This window comes from Pseudomonas sp. DWP3-1-2, from assembly GCF_049896285.1.
Taxonomy (GTDB): Bacteria; Pseudomonadota; Gammaproteobacteria; order Pseudomonadales; family Pseudomonadaceae; genus Aquipseudomonas.
On record NZ_JAFCTZ010000007.1, the window covers coordinates 96,891 to 116,717 of the forward strand.

Sequence of the window (19,827 nt, forward strand, 5' to 3'; positions counted from 1 at the left end):
ACAGATGAATCCCTCTTACAACCTCACCGCGTCAAACTTCACCCGAGGATGAGCGATTCGGTCCTGGGCGCGGACCAGTTCCAGCTCGTAGCTGCCACAGGCCTGGGTTTCCAGCAGGACTTCATGCACCGCCGCGGCGGCGAATTCAAAAGCGGCCACGAGCTCGTCCCCCAATAGAATGCGCGCCAGGAACAACCCGGAAGTCAGGTCGCCAACCCCCACTGGCTGACGTGGAAAGGCCAGTAGCGGGCGACGCAGATGCCAACTGGCGTCAGCGGTCACCAGTAACATTTCAAAGCCGCCAGTGGCCTTGCCGGGGTAATCCAGGTGCTTGACGACAATGGCTTTGGGCCCACGCGCCAATAACGCCTGAGCCATCGTCAGGCAATCGGCCAGAGAATCCGGTTTGCGCCCGGAAAAACTGTCCAGCTCCAATTGATTGGGGCACATGAAATCCGCCACCGCTGCCGCCTCTTCCAGCAAAAAATCACTGACTTCGGCCGGAACGATGCAGCCTTTTTCCGGATGCCCCATCACCGGATCACACAGGTACAGCGCCCTGGGATTGGCTGCCTTGATCTGTGCGACCCCCGAAAGTATCGCCCGCCCCTGCGCCGCGCTGCCCAGATAACCCGAAAGCACCGCGTCGCAATTGCCCAGCTCACCAATGGCGGCGATGCCATTGATCAACTCAGGTATCTGGTGCGGCGCAAGCACTTCGCCAGCCCATTGCCCGTATTGGGTGTGGTTGGAGAACTGCACCGTGTTCAGCGGCCAGACATTGACCCCGACGCGCTGCATCGGAAACACAGCGGCGCCATTGCCAGCATGGCCGAACACAACATGGGACTGGATGGCGAGCAAGTGAGGCGTACGTTTCATGAATAGATCCTGAACACGATGCAAATGCAGTAATGAGAAATTTAAGTCGCGCAGTATGGCTCGAAATCCTCAGAGACAGTTAAGCTGGAGACTCTTCGTTGGAGCGCCCTTTTCATGCTGACCCTGGGAAATATGTTCGTCTTGATGGTGCTTGCGAGTGGCGCGGCCTGGTTATGGCATTCCCACGGCTTGCGCGAACGTGCGCTGGAGCGGGTCAAGCAACACTGCGCGAAACTGGATCTGGAGTTGCTGGACGGCAACGTCGCCCTGCGACGCCTCACCTTCGCCCGGGATGCTCAAGGCCGCAAACGTCTGGCGCGTGTGTATAACTTCGAATTCACGGTCACGGGGGAACAGCGCCACCCGGGCACAATCACCCTGTTCGGTGCCCACAGTGCGCAGATCGAGCTGGCACCCTACCCGTTCGAAATCAAGACGCCACCACCTTCCGCGCAGATCATCCAGTTGAGCGATTGGCGGCAGGAACATAATAAGTGGAAGCAGTAGATCACGAACGCCCTGTGGATAACGTGCGCTAGAGCAAGCATGCCGCCAGTTGCGCCTGCAATATGGCTTCGTCCTGCGCCTGACTGAAGATCAATTCCAGACGCGTATCCTTGCGCCATTCGCTGGTTTTCCACGCCACCGCTGCGCCCTCGAGAGCATTAGCCGAAAACCAGCCCGCCGGGCTGTGGATAACCAGCTTGGCCCGACGCCAGTGCAGGTTGTTCAGCCACTGCTCAACCCGCTGCAGGTCGAAACGCTGGTCGGGATGCCAGCGCCAACCGATGCTCCACCCTTCCGGCTGACCTTGGCTAAGGCAAATGGGCTGGCGTGAATCGACCCATACCGCGGGCAGCTGCCCCATACTCATGGGCAGCACGATGTTATCCACACGAGCGTTATCCACAGCTGCGCGCTGACCCACGCCGGGCACATTTGAAAGTGGCAATGCGCCGTTTTCAGTCCAGAACAGTGGACGATCCGGCAGAGCCTGGGCGATGCGCTGCCGCTCCCCTGTGTCCAACTCTGCGGATTTGTTCATCACCAGCAATCCTGCTTCCGCCAAAGCCGCCTGTTGACTGGGCGGCAGGGCCCGACCTTCGGCGAGGGCCAGCGAATCAAGCACCATCACACCCGGCTGAACAGCCAGCACCCCTTGCCAGGGCGCCTCACGCAATTGCTTGATCAACTGCGCCGGATGGCCGAGTCCGGAAGGCTCGATCAGCAAGCGATCCGGCCTGGCCTTGCGCAGCAAACGAGCCAGCCCGATCTGAAAAGGCGCGCCGTTGACGCAGCATAGGCAGCCACCCGCGACTTCGCCCAGTGAGATACCATCGGCGTCGGTGGCCAACAGCGCGGCGTCCAGGCCGATCTGACCAAACTCGTTGATCAGAATCGCCCAGCGTTCATGCGCCGGTTTTTGGGCCAGCAAATCCTTGATGAGACTGGTCTTGCCAGCCCCCAGGGGACCGCTGATGACGTGGGTCGGAATGTTGTGCAGCATGTGGGTCGCTTCTGACGATGGCGAAATAACGAATTCAGGAAGGCAATCATGCGCGTGATCAAGCGGCCGGTGGGGCTGGCATTGATGCTGCTGGCGATAACATCCAGTCAGGTGTGGGCTCAGGCATGCGTGGTGCGTGCGCAAGGGGAGCGACTTGACGTGAAGGTTTGCCAGGAAAACCGCAACATTCCTGAAAAGCTCTTCAAGGACGGCTTCTGCCAGCCGCAACTGCCTGGGCAAAAAGTCGATGTCACCTTCCTGGAACAATGCCCGACGGGCGCATTTGGCGTGTGCAGCAACGCGCAAGTCGCCAATATGCCTTATCGCGAGAACATTCACTATTACGGCGTCGCCAGTGATGCTCACTACCTCAAACCGTTCTGCGAAGGGCAAAGTCAGGGGCAGTGGCTGGTGCCGTGAGCCGGACGAAGAATCCCCGTCACGACCATCGGATCAGCGCTACGCCAGCCAGTCCAGAGTCAGCAACAAGCGACGCCCGCCATTTCGGGGCTGGGGCGAGCGATGCACCAGGCCAAAGCCTTCGTTGCCGATCCAGCGCTCACCTTTGAGCAACGCGACGTCGCCGCTGTTGATCTGCTGGATCTTCAACGGATCCTGCGGTTCGGCTTCCGGGCGGCCCAACTGGGTGCGGTCAATGGCTCCTTCCTTAAGCCATTGGCTGCCGATTCCGGCATAGGTCGTGATCAGCCGGACCGGCACGTGATCGACGTGAAAGCGCGGGCACATCGCCTTGTCCAAGACCCGAAGACGCAAGCCGATGCATTTCGCCCCCAGCAGGCACGCGTAGGCGCTGACCAGCCAGGAGACGTCAGCGATAAAACCTGAATACCCTTCCAGGTCCGCATACGCCGACGCAAGGCCGCGCAGACCAAGTTCGGCGTCTTCATCGACGATGTCCAGGGTCATGGATTCAGCCAAAGGTTCTTCCAGTGACAGCAGCAACTTGCCGAAATCCTCGATGTGCGCGGGCAACTGGCGCTGCCAGATCGCCAGGTTGACATCGTTTTCAAGGATTTTGCCGAGTACTTCGGGCTTGTCCGCCTGGACCTGGCGAATCAATGGCCGCCATTTCAAAGAGGGGGCAAGCATCAGGCCACCTCCTCTTCATGCCAGGGGCCAAACGGATCGGGCAACGTGTACCAGCCGTTGATCCCCATCGCCATTTCCGCGTCTGTCAGCAAGCACGTGTCCAGCTCTGCCGTGAGTTGGGCGAAGTCGATGTTTTGCCCGATGAAAACCAGTTCCTGACGGCAGTCCCCGGTGTGCGAACTCCAGGTTTGCATGATCGCGTCATTACTTTCTTTGTCCTCTGGCCAATGCACGACAGGCACGAAGCGCCACCAACGACCGGCGAACCCATGGCGCATCAAACCGCCTGCCTGGGACCAACTGCCTGCGTCTTTGGGTTTGCTGGCCAGCCAGAAAAAGCCCTTGGAGCGCAGCAGTTTGCCATTGGTCCATTCGCGATTCACGAAGCTAAAGAAGCGTGCAGGATGAAACGGACGACGGGCGCGATAGGCCGTGGAGGCGATGCCATAGGCTTCGGTTTCCGGCACATGCTCGCCACGCAACTCCTTGAGCCAGCCCGGCGCCAGGGATGCACGCTCAAAGTCAAAACGACCGGTGTTGAGGATCTTGGCCAGCGGGATCTCCCCCATGACCATCGGGATGATCTCGGCCTGCACATTGAGGCGCTGCAAAATCGCCATCAACTCCTGACGTTCACTGGCGCTGATCAAATCGATCTTGCTGATCAGGATGACGTCCGCGAATTCAATCTGCTCGATCAGCAGGTCCGTAATCGAGCGTTCGTCGTCCTCACCGAGGGTTTGCCCGCGGGTCGCCAGGCTTTCGGCGGCCTGAAAGTCCAGCAGGAAGTTTACCCCGTCCACCACCGTGACCATGGTGTCCAGACGTGCCATGTCCGCCAGGCTCTTGCCCGCCTCATCCCGGAAGGTGAAGGTTTCAGCGACCGGGAGCGGCTCGGCAATACCCGTGGACTCGATCAACAGGTAATCGAAACGCCCGTCCTGAGCCAATCGGCTGACCTCTTCCAGCAAATCTTCGCGCAAGGTGCAGCAAATGCAGCCGTTGCTCATCTCGATCAGTTTTTCTTCGGCACGATTCAGGCTGACGTCCCGCTGAACTTCGCTGCCATCGATGTTGATTTCACTCATATCGTTAACGATGACGGCCACGCGCAGGTTGTCGCGATTGCGCAGCACGTAGTTGAGCAACGTACTTTTGCCCGCGCCAAGGAAGCCGGACAGCACGGTAACGGGAAGACGATTTGGCATCAGGACTCTCAATGGCCAGCGGGCCGGATAGCAAGGGTCATACGATGTTATAGTATAACAATGCAATTACGCCAATACTTCCGTGCGACGAGTGATTCGGCCTTCCCCATCAGAAAAACGGACTAGACCTGACCCGACTTCTGCGTCTGTTGCCACTCCACGTAGGAATTGGTTGGCGGGTTACGCTGAAAGTAGCGCTGCAGCCCGGTGAAAAGCCCCTCAGCCACGGCTTGTTGATGACGCGCTGTCACCAGGCGCTGGCTGTCCCGCACATTGGAGATAAAGCCGGTTTCCACCAGAATCGACGGCACGTCCGGGGACTTGAGCACCGCGAACCCGGCTTGCTCAACGCGCTTCTGGTGCAGCGTGGTGATGTCCGCCAGGCTGCCCAGAATGGTATTGCCCAGTTGCAGACTGGCGGCAATGGTGGCGTTCATCGACATGTCCAGAATCACCCCGGCGAGCATCGGGTCCTTATCCTTGAGGTTGAGCAGGCTGGCGGCGCCTAGCAAGTCTGCCCCGTTCTCGCGCTCCGCCATGAAACGCGCAGTGGCGGATGTCGCTCCACCCTCGGACAAGGCATACACCGAAGCCCCGGAGGCCGTCAGCCGTGGCGCGGCATCGGCGTGAATGGAGATAAAAATATCGGCGTTGTACTTATGCGCGACATCCACACGCTTGCGCAGCGGCACGAAGAAATCATCATTGCGCACCAGACGCACATCAAAACCTTTTTCGCGCTTGATCCGCTTGGCCAGCAACTGGGCAATAGACAGCACAACGTCTTTTTCCCGTTCACCCTTGGCCCCCACCGCGCCGGGGTCTTTGCCACCGTGGCCGGGATCAATCACCACCATGATGTCGCGCTTGGGATGTGTCTTGTCGTGCAACAGCGGCGGCACGCTCGCCGCCGCCATTTGGGCGACGGTGTGGCGCTCATTGCTCAGATCCAGCACCAATCGATGGCCCTGCCCGCCGTCAGGCCCCAGCAGAAAACTGTTGAGCTGCACTGGCGCGGTCAAGTCCAGCACGATGCGCGTGTCATCGCCTTGCCCGTAATGGCCGGAGCGAATGGACTTGATCAACGTATTCGCCAATGCCAGCTGGCTGAAATCACCGGTAAGCCGTGCACCGCTGATGTCGATGATCAGCCGGTCCGGCGCGCCAAGGGTGAATGTCTTGTACTGAACGGGCCCGCTTAGATCCAGCACCAGACGGAGCTTGTCTTCAGTGCGCCACAAACGGGCGTTGCGAATCTGCGTAGCGCTGGCGCCCAAGGGCAACGCTAGGGCAGCGCCTGCCACTAAAAGATTGAGCAAGATTTGACGTCTGTGCATGGCATGACCCAATGGAAAAGATCGAGCATCCCAGCCCAAAAAAAGAAATCGTCGAACTAATTGCAATAATATAACATGATGTTTTACCTCTCAGGCGGCCCCCTTCATGAATGTTGCTTCACTTCCGGACATCGCCGCGCAAGTTTCAAGACAGGTTCAACCGCTGGACTGGGTCGGCATGTGTGGTATCGCTTTACCGATCCGGATTGGAGGTCAGCGCCTCAGCGCCAAGGCTGATGTGGGCGTAAGCCTGGATGACGGGGCGGCGCGCGGGATCCATATGTCCCGGCTCTACCTGGCGCTTGAAACGCTGGAAAACGAAGATCTGACACCGGCGTCAATGCGCCGGCTGCTGGAATGCTTTCTGGAAAGCCATGAAGGGCTTTCTAACAGCGCGTATCTGAACATCCATGTGGAATCGTTATTAAAACGGCCCGCCCTGGTAAGCGCCTTGGCTGGCTGGAAGGCTTATCCAATCAGCATTTGCGCGCAGTTGAAGAACGGTATGTTCCACGTGGAACAAAAAATCGACGTGCGCTATTCCTCGACCTGCCCGTGTTCGGCAGCGCTGGCACGCCAGCTTATTCAGCAACAATTTGCTGAAGACTTCCCGACCCACTTGATTGAGTCAGCAGCGGTACTGGAGTGGCTGGGGGGCACCGAAGGCATTGTTGCTACACCCCATAGCCAGCGCAGTACGGCGCAGATCCGAGTGCAACTCCATGAATGTGCTGAAGAATTTCCAACGCGGCAGTTGATTGATCAAGCCGAAGCAGCGCTGGGCACTGCCGTCCAGACAGCAGTGAAGCGGGCGGATGAGCAGGCTTTCGCTTTAGCGAATGGGCAGAATCTGATGTTTTGCGAAGACGCAGTACGACGTCTGCATCACACCTTTAAGCGCAACCCGGCGCTTAAAGGTTTTACGGTGAAGGTTATCCACGCAGAAAGCCTGCACGCGCATGATGCGGTCGCGCAAAGCGCCTGGAACTGGTTAAACGCGTAATCTTCAGGTACGCGGCTTGACGGCCCCACACTGTTGTCCGAGCCAGACCGCACGGGTGTCCATGCTGCCATTCTGTTGCTGGCCCGTCGCATTGAACGTACCGATGACCTTGGTGGTGAACTCACGGTCACTCAGAAACTGCGCCTGACCTGTGCCCTGCGCTTTCGGACAACTGAACTTGAAGTTCCAGTTCTTGCCATTGCGCGCAGTGACTTGCTGATTGCAGCCCGACTTTGGATCGGTGAGGGGAATGTCGTCGGACTTGACCTGAGATTCGGTCAGGCAAAAGCGCACACCCTTACCGCCCAGTGCCACGCCTTGCTTCTCCATCATGCGCTCCATCATTGCGCGCTGTTCAGGTGGCAGGTTTTGCAATTGACCCAGCATCATTTGCAGATCCGGCAACGGCTGACCATCCACCAGCATGTTGCTGGAGGTCAGCTCCCACAGTCCGGGTTGCAGCATTTGGGCCTGCGCCATGGGCGCCGCCAGGCAACACATCAACGCCAACATGCGTTTGTTCATGGGGTGAGTCCTTGTTTCGTGAAATTGAAAAGAAAGGCCATGCAGCATGGACGCGCACGATGAGGCTTAGACGACAGATCCGCCAGCCAGTTGCACCGAGAATAAAATAGCGACATTCACCACCGCCTGTGGTCTGTTAATGAGCAAATGGCCTGGAGCAAGATTGCGCATGGATTATCACAGCCCGTATTTTTTTGGCTATGTCCTTGGATTCATCCATTTGATTGGAGTGGCTGCCGCCATTCACGCACTGCTGACCGTGCGCACCGCACAGGGCTCCATCGCTTGGGCGATGCCTTTGCTATTCATCCCTTATGTCGCGCTGATTCCTTACCTGGTGTTTGGCCGAAGCTCGTTCGACGCCTACATCAAAGCGCGGCGTCAGGCTAACGAGGAGATGCGTGGCGCCATCAGTGACCTGAACTGGCGGCCCTGGATTGAAGAAGCCGTGGCGGCACGCCGTTCCGAGGCGTATGCCTCGCTGCGCGCCATGCCGAGACTGGGCCGCATGCCCGCCCTGGCCAATAACGAAGTGAAGCTGTTGATCAACGGGGACGTGACGTTCGCCGCGATCTTCGAAGCCATCAGCCAGGCGAAAAAAACGGTTCTGGTCCAGTTCTTTATCATTCACGACGACGTGCTCGGGCGCAGCCTGCAGGCGTTGTTGCTGGAAAAAGCCGCTGAAGGCGTTGCGGTCTATGTGCTCTACGATCGAATCGGCAGCCACGCCCTGCCCGCCAGCTACAGCGAGAAGTTGCGGGCCGGTGGTGTGCAAATCAAAGCCTTTGCGACGCGAAGCGGCTGGCTCAATCGCTTCCAGATCAACTTCCGGAATCATCGCAAGATTGTCGTGGTCGACGGCAAAAGAGGTTTTGTCGGCGGGCATAACGTCGGTGATGAATACATGGGCCTCAAACCGCCACTGGCGCCCTGGCGTGACACTCATGTGCAGGTGATCGGCCCGGTGGTGGCCTCCTTGCAGGAATCGTTCACTGAAGACTGGTTCTGGGCCACGCGAGAATTGCCCCCGCTGAGCCTTCCCGATGAGTACCCGGAGGACGGCGTGCTGTGCCAGCTGCTTGCCAGCGGACCGGCTGACGCTCAGGAGACATGCTCGCTGTTTTTTGTGGAGGCCATTCATGCCGCGACAGAGCGAGTGTGGATCACCAGCCCTTACTTCATCCCTGACGAAGCGGTATCGGCCGCCTTGCGTCTGGCCGTATTGCGCGGCGTCGACGTGCGACTGTTGCTGCCCTCTCGCCCTGATCATTACATCGTCTACGCGGCCTCAAGCCTGTACGCCTTCGAAGCGGTGCGCGCCGGGGTTCGGGTTTTTCGTTATCTGCCGGGTTTTCTGCACCAGAAGGTGGTGCTGGTGGACAACGAAATCACCGCCATCGGCAGCGCCAATCTGGACAACCGCTCTTTCCGTCTCAACTTCGAGTTGATGCTGCTCACCGTCGACGGCGACTTTGCCAGCGAAGTGGAACACATGCTCAACGATGACTTTGCCCTGGCACATGAAATATCCATCCAGGAAAGCCGCGAGACCCATCACCTGCAACAACTGGGCATGCGCATCGCGCGGTTGATTTCGCCGATCCTGTAGACCCGCCGAAAGGGCCAGCTTCCGGCGTCGTCACCTACCGATAAATATCTTCACGGGTCCACGGCAACTCATGGCTGCCATCGGCGCAGGGTTTAACCGCCAGAATCTGATGCAGATTGATCCAGCCACGGGCGAAGGCATAAGAACAGCCGGCCAGGTACAAGCGCCAGATCCGCAGGGCCTGCTCGGGCACCATGGCGGCGGCCCGATCAAGATTGGCCTCCAGACGAGCGCTCCAGTGATCCAGCGTCTTGGCGTAATGCAGACGCAGGCTTTCCACGTCCACCACCTCCAGACCGGCTTCGCTGATCTCGGCGCTGATCCGGGAGACGTGGGGCAGTTCGCCGTTAGGAAACACATAGCGCCCGATGAACTCACCCGCGCCCCGCCCGACCGGACGACCATCGATATGCCGGGCGGTAATCCCGTGGTTCATCACCAGGCCGCCCTCGCGCACCGCGCCGAACAGGCGTTGCGCATACAGCTCAAGGTTGGCGCTCCCGACGTGCTCGAACATGCCTACGCTGACGACCTTGTCGAATCGACCGTCCTGGGGCAGGTCCCGATAATCGAGCCAGTGCAAATCAACTTTATCCTGCAAGCCTTCTGCCTTGACCCGTTCGTTCGCCAACGCCAGTTGCTCGCGGCTCAAGGTGATGCCGAAGACTTTTACGCCGTATTCTCGCGCGGCGAAACGCGCCAGCCCGCCCCAGCCACAGCCGACGTCCAGCAGGTACTCACCGGGCTTGAGCCGCAGCTTGCGGCACAGGTGATGAAATTTGTCCTGTTGCGCTTGTTCAAGCGACTCTTCGCCCGTCTTGAAGTAGGCGCAGGAATAGACCATCTCCTTGTCCAGCCATAGCTGGTAGAAATCGTTGGACAGGTCGTAGTGGTAAGAAATGGAGGCGGCGTCTGTGGCTTTGTCGTGTTGAGTCGAAGCGTGGTATTCGCCGTCATCCTCAACCAACGCCTGGCTGAGTTCGTCACAGACCCGAACCACTTCGCTGATCGAGCCTTCCATCTCCAGACGGCCCTCGACGAACGCACTGCCTAGCAGGCCGAGGCTGGGGTGGGTGAACTCGGACACCAGCCTGGGATCCTTGACGACAATGGTGACGCTGGGCGCAGGCCCCAGATCCAGCTCATGGCCGTCCCAAAGCTTGAGACGCAATGGCAGATGAAGGTTCTGTAAAGCCGGTGGAAGTTGCGCGAGCATGTGATGAAACCCCCTGATCCAGAAACTCGAAAAGGGTCGTCCAACTCAAGCTCGCAGCGGCGAGCTGACAGGCTATAGGCTTATAGCAAAACTATATGAATCGACTTCCGGGAACGGCCTTGTGCCCACTGATACGAGCCCACTTTGCAGCCTGGGGTTGAACACCCTTACCTTGAATGACCTTTAATTTGTAACAGAGTTCTTCAAAGCTCAAATGAATTCTTGTACCTGCCCTACTGCTCTAGCTCAAGCTTTTGCGCCGACCCAAAGGTTTCTCAGGCTTGTGGCCCTGTCTGCAACTTTAGTAGTGGCTCCTGAAAACGCAACAATCTGCCCGCGTTGGCAAGCACCAGAAGCGTGCTCAGGTTGTGCAGAATCGCGGCAATCATCGCGCCTGCCGCCCCCAAAAGACCAAAGGCTGCAAACGCGACGATGGCCAGCGTCCAGCCCAGACCGATGATCACGTTGACTTGCAGCGTTCGACGACACTGGCGACTCAGACGCACGCAGGTGCCCAATCGGCGCAGGTCGCTGCCGATCAGCACAATATCGGCCGACGCCAGGGCGATATCAGCCCCGCCCGCCCCCATGGCAACGCCCACGACACCTGCCTTAAGGGCCAGCGAGTCGTTGATGCCGTCGCCCACCACCATGGGCCGGAAGCCGCTGGCGATTTCGCCGCGCACGCGGGTGAGCTTGTCTTCGGGCAGCGCCTGGGATTCCACATCCGCAATGCCGACTTCCAGCGCCAGACTGTCGGCCACGGTTTTTCGATCGCCGGTGAGCAGCAATTGCCGCCCCATGCCGAGTTCTCGCAGTTCAGCCAAGGCAACGCGGGCCTCGGGCTTGAGACTGTCCGCCAGCAGCAGCCAGGCGAGAAACACGCCGTCCATGGCCAGCCCGGCGATAGGCCCGTCGTGATCGGGTACCGCTGAGGTGACGATATTCATGTGTTCGAACAACTCGGGACGGCCCAGCGCTGCTTCGCCATGCCCGGTGAACGCCGTCACGCCCAAACCCTGTCGTTCACGGATATCGGTCAATGCCAGTAATTGATCCTTATCGACCAGACCGGCCAGCGCCCGGCTCACCGGGTGGCTGCTCGCCGACCCGAGACTGGCGGCAAGGGCCAGCACATCCTGGCGGTCAGCATCCACCGCCTGGACAGACTCCAGACGCAGCGTGCCAAAGGTGAGCGTGCCGGTTTTATCCACAACCAGCGACGTCAGGTCGGCCAGCTCTTCAAGAAACGCCGAGCTGCGAATCAGAATCCCGTGACGAGCGGCGACCGCAATGCCTGCAATGGCGGTGGCCGGTGCCGACAACACCAGCGCGCACGGACAGGCGGCCACCAACACCGCCAACATGGCTTGGGCGTTGTTGGTGATGAACCAGGTCACGGCAGCAATCAACAACACCAGGACCATGTAGCTCCCGGCATAGCGCTCCAGCAGCCGCGTGATCGGCGGTTTTGAGCGCTCGGCGCTTTGCATCAGCGCAATCACTTTGCCCAGCGTCGATTCATTGCCGATGCGCGTTACCTGAATACGCAACAAGCCGTCGAGATTGATCGCGCCGCCAAACACCTCAACGCCCGCCCTCGCCTCCAACGGCACCGACTCGCCCGTGATGGGCGCCGTGTCGAGGCTGGCCTGACCGGAGATCACCAGTCCATCGGCGGGCACCCGATCCCCGGCGCGGACCTCCACGTGATCCCCCGCCACCAGCGTCGAGTTATCCACTTCCCGAATGCTGCCGTCAGCTTCGATGAGTCGCGCATGACTGCGGGTCAAGCGGCCCAGCGCCTGGATCGCTTCCTGGGAGCCGATCACGCTGCGCTCTTCCAGTACGTGGCCAAAAATCATGATGATGGGCAGCAGCGCGGCGGTCATCAGGTCGCCGGTTGCCCAGGCACCGAGCATGGCCAGTGCGATCAGTTGATCGGTGATGCCGTGCAGGCTCGGGTAGCGCAAGCTGTGCCAACCGGCACTGACCACCGGAATGGCCACCAGCAACGAGGCAGCGCCCAGCAGCAATTGGCTGACGCCGGTCTGTTCCGGGGCCACCCAGCGCCAGACCAACCCAAGCCCCAACAGGCCAAGCGCCAACATCGCCAGCGTCAGTTGCCGGGCCGCGCTGCGTTGTTCCGCGCCGCTGAGCATGCTGCCAGCGGGCTGCGGTGCGTCGTGGTCGTGGCTGTGTTCGTGAACGGCGTGGCCACTCATTTTTTTGCTCCCTGAATAATCAGGCGGGAATCGTCTTTGGGATCAACCGTGGTCACGGACCCGGCCTGACCGAGGATCTTCGGCACCCGCTCGCGATAGATACGCTGAAGCAAACCGGGGTCGCTGTTGTCCTGCATCGACTGGGCAAGGCTGGTTACGGCGGCGGTGTCGGTCTGCGCCTTGGCGAGACGTTCCGAAGCCTGAGCATGGGCGACTTGCAGGGTGCGGTCGGCTTGCTGGTTGGCAGCCTGATTGAGCTTTTCTGCGTCATTGCGGGCATTGGCGACGGCCTGATCCGCCAACTGGCTGGCGGTCAGCACCGCGTTGAAGGCATTGACCGCGGCCGTGGGCAGGCTCGATTGCACGTCGACCCGGGCCACCTGGATACCAATTCCCACGCCCGTGGCGGCGAGCTCCGCCAAACGCTCATTGATGCCGCGCACCAGATCGCCGCGCAGACGTTCCCGGCGTTCAGCCGCCTGGCTGTCAGCGCTGACCAGTTCGGGTCGGGCAACCAGAATGGTGTCCAGGTCCCGCGCCGCCGTGAGCGCCACGGCGCTGCGATTGACCAGTCGATCCAGGGCCGGCAGCACATGCTCGCCCTGCAACACAAAGGCATAAGGGTCGGTCACTGTGTAGTACACCGTAACGTCCAGTTGTACGACACCCGCATCGCCGGTCAGCAGAAAGCCGGAACCGGCCAGCGCATCACTCATCGGCGCGGCAAAACTCGCCACCCGGTCAGCCTGCACCGCCTGAAAAGAACGCAGCAGCGTTTCGACGCGCCGCTCGATCACCCGGTCCGCCGACGGCAGCAAAACCACTTGCTCGAACGGCTGCGGCCAGGCGATCAGCAGGCCGGCATTCTGGATGCGCTCCAGCGCCCCAAGACGCAACACCACCGCCCGGTTCTGCGGGTCGATTTCCCGAACATTGGACAACGCCCAGCCCAACGCGGCGAGCAAGGTCACGGCGTACAGCGCGATGAACGCCAGGCGGCTGGCTTGCAGCCAAGGGCTGTTAACCGGCGGCCGGTCGTTGCCGGATGAGGCAGGAGTCACAGGGTCGCTCATGGCTGCGATCCGCTTTTGGCATCCAGGGTCGGTGGGCCGTCAACCAGCACGCGGAACGGCGCTGCGTCAGTGCGCAGAATCAATTGGGTGCCTGGCGTGACAATCGTGCCCAACGTGTCCAACGAACGCAGCACGTTGTAGAGCTGCGGCGAACCCGCGTAGGCGCGGCCGTAGATTTGCGCCGCCTCGACCCGTGACTGGGCTTCGATATCCGCCGCCTTGACCGTGGCATCCGCCTCGACGATGCGTGCATCGCGCTCGGCGGCCGAACGAATCTGAGCGGCTTCACGCTTGCCCACGGCTGTGCGTTCGGTGGCGATGGTTTCCCGCTCGGCGCGCATCCGGTCCACCGTGGCGTTGAGCGTCACCGAAGGCAATGTCAGACGCTCGACGCCGACTTGCAGGACGCGCACGCCATAGGTGGTCAGCAATTGCTGGTCGATCTGTTGACGCAGTTGATTTTCGAAGTCGGCAATCCGCACCTTGCTGGCATCGGTGTTGACCAGACTCGACAGGTCGAAGCTGCTGGCTGTGGTTTCCAGCGCCGAGCCGACAAAGGTGCGGATTTGCCGGGCGGCTTCGTCCGGCTGATTCTGCACAGCCCGCATGAAGCGCTGCACGTTGTCCGGGTCGCCTTGAACCTGCCAGGCCACGTAAGCCTGAACAATGATGCGCAGGCCGTCGCGGGTGCCGACATCCTGCAAACCACTGGAGGTCGTGCGCAGACGCAGGTCCACAGGAATCGTCGCCTCGAACGGCGCAGGCCAGCGCCAACTCAAGCCAGGGTCGAGCAAGACGCGGGATGGATTGCCAAAGCGCGTGATGACCGTGGCTTCGCCAGACCGAACCTGCACCAGACTCGCCGCCGCGACGGCAAAGGCGATCAACACCGCCGCCAATGCCGCCCGCCGCCAGGGGAACGCCGCAGGAGCTGCGCCCTCGTCATGGTGGTGGCCGTGATGATGGCCGCTGTGATCGTGCCCGGCGTGATCGTGATGATCGTGGTTATGAAACAGACTCAAGGGTCGACTCCTTAGTGAACGGCTTTACTCGGCGCCGTTGGGTCTGCCGGTAGGGTGAAGGTACGCAAGTCGATGGTCGGCGCGTTGTTTGCGCCGCCCAGACGATGATCGAGCACCAGCAATTTGGCGTGGGCCAAACCCTGGCTGAGTTGGGTCAGGTATTGCTCCAGCAGGAAGGCTTGTCCCGCCTTGGCGAAACCCTGGCGCTCGGCACTGAAGCGCAAATCTGCGCCCTGGGCCGTGGCCAGTACTTCACGGGCGCTGGCCGTGGCCTGATCGTGAGCAATGCTGGCGTTAAGCTGCGCCACGTTGGCCTTGTCGCTAGCGGCGCCGCGCTCCCGGGCAATCAGCGCCTGAGCGCTGATCTGCGCGGCCTGCACGGCGTGATAGGCATTGGCCGCACCGGCTGGCGGATGGATGGCCTCCACCACAGTGGCGAGGATTTCCACCCCGCTGTCCAGTTGCTTGAGGTCTGCCTGCACGGCCTTGCCGATGTCTTCGGCCAGACCGGCGCGTTGTTCGCCGAGCAGTTCATCGAGGGTTCGGGTGGCAAAATCATGCACCAGCACCCGGCTGGCGGTGCTGCGGATCAGGGTCGGAATATCGGCGGCATTGTAAGTGGCGGCCATGGCGGCCTGATCGGTCAGGCCGATGCGGTAGACGAAGCGCACGTCCATGTTGACGATCTGAAAGCCCTGCTTGTCCCCGGCGCTGCTGGCGATCACCTGGGATTTTTCGTTGATGTGGCTGGCGTCCCACAAGCGATTGGCGGTCTGCGGTGGCGGGCCTTCGGCGGGGTCCAGCACCTGCTCCAACGCGCTGGAGTCGGAAACGCTGGTGGCCAATTCATGCACGACGCCGTTTTCCACGGCAATCACCCGACCGAATGGCCAAGGCAAACCGGCATGCAGCCCCGGTCCGAAGACCTGCACCGGCTTGCCGAAACGTTCATAGATGCCTCGCCCTTGCATCGGGATCTCATGCACGCCGCTCAACACCCAGCCCAGCGCCGTAACCACCGCCAGCACCGGCAAAAAGGCACGGCGCATGTAGGTAAACGCCCAGACCTGTCGCAGATCGATGCCAAAACGGTTGTGCAGCTCCTGTTGCAACGTCAACAACGGTTGCGGCGGCCAGCGTAAAAGCCCCGCGACGAAGCTGCTGGCGGTCAGACGTGGCTCAAGGCGCTCGTTGCGCGGGCTGAACAGTGACAGCACGGCGCGCAGCAGGAATTCGCAGGCCACAAGCCCAGGCAAAACGCCGATCAAAACCGCCAGACGCGCTGGCCAGACGCGTTCGGCGCTGGAGAAAAACAGACACAGCGCCCCCACCAGCAACACGGCAATCGCCACGCGGGTCAACTGCGCCAGTTGCCCGGCTTCGGGCCATTCGCTGTGGTGCTCGGAGCTGAACTGCCGCTCCAGCACCAGCAAACCAAACGCCAGCAGCAGAATCGCACCGCCCGCCAGATCGCCCAGTTGCGAAAGAGGCGTGCCCGGCAGCGACAGGTTCCAGATCATCTGAAGGCTGATCAGCGCCAGCAACGCCCAGCCGCCGAGCCACAAGGTCGGCGTGCCAATCTGCGCCAGCAACGACGTACCACGGGTGCTGAGGCGGGCCAGCAAACGCTCATACCAGCCGCCTTCTTCCGTCGGGGTTTGCGCCGTGATGACGGGAGCAACGCTCCCCAACACTTGCGCGCGCCACAACGCAACGCCTTGGGCCGATTGCAGCCCGGCCGCCAGCAGCAACAACGCCGCTGCGCCAGTGGTGAGCACTGCTGTCCACAAGGAGTTGGGGGAGAACAGATCGACGAACAACGACAACACCAACCCGGCGATGCCCACCCCGCCCACCAGCCAGGTCAGCCGCAACAACCGCCCCGCCTGCACCGTTGCCCTTTGAAACCTCGGCAGGCTATCCAGCCTGTCGTGCTCAACACCCAGATCAACCCGCATCACTACCCCAAAACTCACTGAATGTTGCTGTCATGGATTCCTCGCGCTCAAACCGGCTGCGCAGGGGCGTTACGATATAACAGAAGTGGTGAAATTTTTGTTTGTAAAATCGCTCCTGATGAAACGTCTCAGGGTAACTTTCGGAACCCTCCCACAAATCAATTCGCTTGCTTCCGACTTACTGCCCAGTTGCTTACCTGCAAAGTCCTGCCTTTCCCCCAGGCCAAGGACTCGCCCATGCTCAACCCCGCCAATCAAGCCGCGTTCACGCTGGAGATCGAGCAGGTCGAGCATTCGCTGCGCGTCCTGAGTTTCACCGCAAAGGAAGCCGTCAGCCGTCCGTTCAGTGTGCGTATCGAACTGGTCAGCGAGCGGGCCAACGTCAAGCTTGAAGACTTGCTGCATCGTCAGGCGTTTCTGGGGTTTGATGCCCAGGGCAACGGCATGCACGGGCAGATCGGCGAGGTGGCGCAGGGGGATTCGGGCAAGCGGTTCACCCACTACTTCATCCGGCTGGTGCCCAATCTGCTGCGCCTGGAGCATCGACACAACCACCGGATCTTCCAGAACAAAAGCGTGCCGGACATCATCGCCCTGGTGCTCAAGGATCACGGCATTTTGGCCGGGGACTTTGTTTTCAGGCTGGACCGCAAGACCTGCCCACCCCGTGATTACTGCACGCAATATCACGAGAGCGACCTGTTTTTCATCCGAAGGCTGTGTGAGGAAAGCGGATTAAGTTTTCATTTTGAGCATGCGCGCGACAAACACCTGCTGGTGTTTGCCGACGACCCCATCGCACTGCCCGTATTGGCGCGTTCTACGCCTTACCTGCAAGGCAACGGGCTGGTGGCCGAGGAACCGGTGATCAGCCAGTTCAGCGTGCGTCTGGCCACCCGTACCGGCAAGGTCAGCCGCCAGACTTACCACTTTCAGAAGCCCACGCTGGACCTGCTCAGCAGCGCCCAACAGCCGGACGGCCACCGGGATCTGGAGGATTACGCTTATCCGGCCCCTTTTGAGGATCGGCAGATCGGGGCGCGTCAGGCCCAAGTCGTCCTGGAGCGGCATCGCAGCGACTATCAACTCGCCACAGGCCACAGCAATCAACCGGCGCTGCTCAGCGGCCATTTGCTGACCCTCAGCGAGCATCCCCGGGAAGACTGGAACGCCCAATGGCTGCTCACCGCCGTCGTGCACCAAGGCAAACAGCCGCAAGTGCTGGAAGAACACAGCGCCAGCGCGGACCAGCCGGGGGCGTTCACCCAGGGCTACCGCAACCATTTTGAAGCCATTCCCGGTTTGGTGCCGTTTCGCCCGCCACTCAGACACCCCAAGCCACGAATTCTCGGCAGCCAGCACGCCATCGTCACCGGCCCTGCGGGTGAAGAGGTGCATTGCGACGAGTACGGTCGGGTCAAGGTCAAGTTCTACTGGGACCGCGAAGGCGGGCGCGACGAACACGCCAGTTGCTGGCTGCGGGTCGCCACCGGCTGGGCGCACGACCGATACGGCGCGGTGATGATCCCCCGGGTCGGCATGGAAGTGGTGGTCGGCTACTTCGAAGCCGATCCCGACCAGCCTTATGTGCAAGCCTGCCTGCCCAACGCCGCGACCCGCGTCCCGCTGGACCTGCCCGCACAGAAAACCCAGACCCTGCTCAAGACCCAGAGCAGCCCCGGCGGCGGTGGTTACAACGAACTGAAAATCGAAGACCGCAAGGGCCAGGAAGCCATCTGCATCCGCGCCCAGCGTGACTGGCACGAGCACGTGCTCAACGACCAGTCGATCCAGGTCGACAACGCCCGCAGCGTGCAGGTCACCGGCCCGTCAAGCCACGAACTGCACGGCGAAGAACACCGCCTGACCCACGGTGAGCGCAAGACCCAGATCCTGGCGGACGATTCATTGACCGTTGCAGGCAGCCAGCACATCAGCGCGGCGAATCATTTGGTGAGTGCGGCTCTTGAAGTCCACATGGCTGCCGGCAAGCACATGATCATCGACGCAACGCTCACCACCACGATCAAGGCGGGTGGCCACTGGTTATCCATCACGCCTGCAGGAATCTTTACCAGCGTGCCGATTTTGCTGGGCGGTGCACCGATGCCGGGAACGCCTGCGGTGCCGGGGTTGCCACGTTCATTATCGAAATCACTGGCAAAAACGGAGATTCCCAACAGCCCGCCACTGGTGCCTCACAAACAAATTGAAGCCATAGAAAACGGGGAGTTGTTCTGCCCGAAATGCGCAGAAAACAACAAAGAGCCGCTATGAGTACGCCATTGCCAAGCCAGACTCAGCCGTTACCGGCTGATCTGCCCTGGACCCAAACCGCTGGGTTATTGCTTGATGCGCTTCAGGTGGAAGACCTCATCAAGCGTCTCTATGAGTGGTCAGAAGCGCCGCACGTGGACCTTCTTTACCATGGCACCCAGTGGGCCGAAATCAGCCGGCTCTCTCCCTGCCTGGTCGAAATCACCCATCCCGAACATCCGGTTCTGATGCAGTTTTTGGCGAACGCCAAGAGTCAGTGGGGCTATTTGTTGTTCAGTGATGAGCCATGGGCGCAGTTACTGGACCATCTGCGCTGGCTGACCAGCATCCAGCCCGCGCAGATGGATGAGATGTTCCTGCGCATTTCCGACCCTGTCGTTGCCCATGCCCTGTTCGCCGACGAACTGCTGCCCAGTGCAGAGATTTTTGGCCCCTGCTCCCAAGTCGTTATAGCCAATACACCGCTTGATGGCTGGCAGCAATTCAAACGCCCAGGTGCAAGGCCGCAGCCTCAATACCACACACCCTTCGTACCCGCAGAAACCCAGTGGGCTGCATTGCAGGCCGCCGCCTTTCGCAAGTCAATCGGGGAGCTCTATCTGCATATGCAGTACTTCTTTCCTGACTACAAAGCGGATCTTCACCCCGCTCAACGCCTGGAGCATCTCCATCAATTGGCAAATTCTGCTATCGAACACGGCTTTGAAGATGAACAGGAAGTCTGGTTATACGCCAATGTTTTTGGCTTCCTGGGTGAACAGGGCGTGCAGTCGCATCCCGACATCCTCGAATTGCTTACCGTCGAATCCGACCTGACACCCTTCCAGCGGATTGATCGCGCAAGCGAACTTGCCGCGCAACGGAGCCGCCAATGA

General features: G+C 60.5%; 17 protein-coding genes. 6 read left to right on the forward strand and 11 right to left on the reverse strand.

Annotated elements, in window-relative coordinates:
* Positions 1-15 precede the first annotated feature (15 nt).
* Positions 16-882, reverse strand: a complete 867-nt coding sequence (gene pdxY, locus ACP7B0_RS16435; RefSeq protein ID WP_426142487.1) for a pyridoxal kinase PdxY — start codon at positions 880-882, stop codon at positions 16-18.
* 114 nt (positions 883-996) lie between these two features.
* On the opposite strand from pdxY, the gene ACP7B0_RS16440 reads away from it, so the two are divergent.
* Positions 997-1,389 (forward strand): DUF3301 domain-containing protein, encoded by a 393-nt coding sequence (locus tag ACP7B0_RS16440; RefSeq protein ID WP_426142488.1) that lies wholly within the window; start codon positions 997-999, stop codon positions 1,387-1,389.
* 28 nt (positions 1,390-1,417) lie between these two features.
* Here the strand turns inward: ACP7B0_RS16440 and ACP7B0_RS16445 are convergent, their stop codons facing one another.
* Positions 1,418-2,389 carry a CobW family GTP-binding protein gene (locus ACP7B0_RS16445; RefSeq protein ID WP_426142489.1) on the reverse strand — a complete coding sequence of 324 codons (972 nt, stop codon included), beginning with the start codon at positions 2,387-2,389 and terminating at the stop codon, positions 1,418-1,420.
* Positions 2,390-2,437: 48 nt separating this feature from the next.
* Here ACP7B0_RS16445 and ACP7B0_RS16450 point away from each other — a divergent pair, with 48 nt between their 5' ends.
* Complete coding sequence (locus ACP7B0_RS16450) at positions 2,438-2,809, forward strand: NADH:ubiquinone oxidoreductase (protein WP_426142490.1); 372 nt, start codon at positions 2,438-2,440, stop codon at positions 2,807-2,809.
* A gap of 39 nt (positions 2,810-2,848) precedes the next feature.
* Here the strand turns inward: ACP7B0_RS16450 and ACP7B0_RS16455 are convergent, their stop codons facing one another.
* From ACP7B0_RS16455 to ACP7B0_RS16465, 3 genes are all read right to left on the reverse strand, one after another.
* The gene (locus tag ACP7B0_RS16455) at positions 2,849-3,499 is read right to left on the reverse strand and encodes a DUF1826 domain-containing protein (protein ID WP_426142491.1); all 651 of its coding nucleotides are present in this window, start codon (positions 3,497-3,499) and stop codon (positions 2,849-2,851) included.
* Entirely contained in the window at positions 3,499-4,707 is a 1,209-nt protein-coding gene (zigA, locus tag ACP7B0_RS16460; RefSeq protein WP_426142492.1) for a zinc metallochaperone GTPase ZigA, read from the reverse strand. Before zigA ends, ACP7B0_RS16455 begins: the two co-directional genes overlap by 1 nt.
* 122 nt (positions 4,708-4,829) lie before the next feature.
* The gene (locus tag ACP7B0_RS16465) at positions 4,830-6,044 is read right to left on the reverse strand and encodes an N-acetylmuramoyl-L-alanine amidase (protein WP_426142493.1); all 1,215 of its coding nucleotides are present in this window, start codon (positions 6,042-6,044) and stop codon (positions 4,830-4,832) included.
* Positions 6,045-6,150: 106 nt separating this feature from the next.
* On the opposite strand from ACP7B0_RS16465, the gene folE2 reads away from it, so the two are divergent.
* Positions 6,151-7,047 carry a GTP cyclohydrolase FolE2 gene (gene folE2 / locus ACP7B0_RS16470; protein ID WP_426142494.1) on the forward strand — a complete coding sequence of 299 codons (897 nt, stop codon included), beginning with the start codon at positions 6,151-6,153 and terminating at the stop codon, positions 7,045-7,047.
* Positions 7,048-7,050: 3 nt separating this feature from the next.
* Here folE2 and ACP7B0_RS16475 read toward each other — a convergent pair whose 3' ends face one another.
* On the reverse strand, positions 7,051-7,572 hold the full coding sequence (locus ACP7B0_RS16475; protein WP_426142495.1) for a DUF3617 domain-containing protein: 522 nt from the start codon (positions 7,570-7,572) through the stop codon (positions 7,051-7,053).
* A 169-nt stretch (positions 7,573-7,741) separates the two neighbouring features.
* Between ACP7B0_RS16475 and cls the strand changes: the two genes are divergently transcribed.
* Positions 7,742-9,181: a cardiolipin synthase gene (gene cls, locus ACP7B0_RS16480; protein ID WP_426142496.1), complete on the forward strand. Its 1,440-nt coding sequence runs from the start codon at positions 7,742-7,744 to the stop codon at positions 9,179-9,181.
* 34 nt (positions 9,182-9,215) lie between these two features.
* On the opposite strand, the gene cfaB is transcribed toward cls, so the two are convergent.
* From cfaB to hflK (ACP7B0_RS16505), 5 genes are all read right to left on the reverse strand, one after another.
* Positions 9,216-10,397, reverse strand: a complete 1,182-nt coding sequence (gene cfaB / locus ACP7B0_RS16485) for a C17 cyclopropane fatty acid synthase CfaB (protein ID WP_426142497.1) — start codon at positions 10,395-10,397, stop codon at positions 9,216-9,218.
* 275 nt (positions 10,398-10,672) lie between these two features.
* Complete coding sequence (locus ACP7B0_RS16490; protein WP_426142498.1) at positions 10,673-12,622, reverse strand: heavy metal translocating P-type ATPase; 1,950 nt, start codon at positions 12,620-12,622, stop codon at positions 10,673-10,675.
* Positions 12,619-13,695 (reverse strand): protease modulator HflK, encoded by a 1,077-nt coding sequence (gene hflK, locus ACP7B0_RS16495; RefSeq protein ID WP_426142499.1) that lies wholly within the window; start codon positions 13,693-13,695, stop codon positions 12,619-12,621. Before hflK (ACP7B0_RS16495) ends, ACP7B0_RS16490 begins: the two co-directional genes overlap by 4 nt.
* The gene (gene hflC, locus ACP7B0_RS16500) at positions 13,692-14,717 is read right to left on the reverse strand and encodes a protease modulator HflC (protein WP_426142500.1); all 1,026 of its coding nucleotides are present in this window, start codon (positions 14,715-14,717) and stop codon (positions 13,692-13,694) included. The genes hflK (ACP7B0_RS16495) and hflC overlap by 4 nt, the downstream gene beginning before the upstream one ends.
* 11 nt (positions 14,718-14,728) lie before the next feature.
* Positions 14,729-16,675, reverse strand: a complete 1,947-nt coding sequence (gene hflK, locus ACP7B0_RS16505; protein WP_426142612.1) for a protease modulator HflK — start codon at positions 16,673-16,675, stop codon at positions 14,729-14,731.
* Between the two features lie 237 nt (positions 16,676-16,912).
* On the opposite strand from hflK (ACP7B0_RS16505), the gene ACP7B0_RS16510 reads away from it, so the two are divergent.
* Together ACP7B0_RS16510 and ACP7B0_RS16515 are read left to right on the forward strand one after the other, a co-directional pair.
* The gene (locus tag ACP7B0_RS16510; protein WP_426142501.1) at positions 16,913-18,952 is read left to right on the forward strand and encodes a type VI secretion system tip protein VgrG; all 2,040 of its coding nucleotides are present in this window, start codon (positions 16,913-16,915) and stop codon (positions 18,950-18,952) included.
* Positions 18,949-19,827, forward strand: coding sequence for a DUF4123 domain-containing protein (locus tag ACP7B0_RS16515; protein WP_426142502.1), 879 nt, complete (start codon positions 18,949-18,951; stop codon positions 19,825-19,827). Before ACP7B0_RS16510 ends, ACP7B0_RS16515 begins: the two co-directional genes overlap by 4 nt.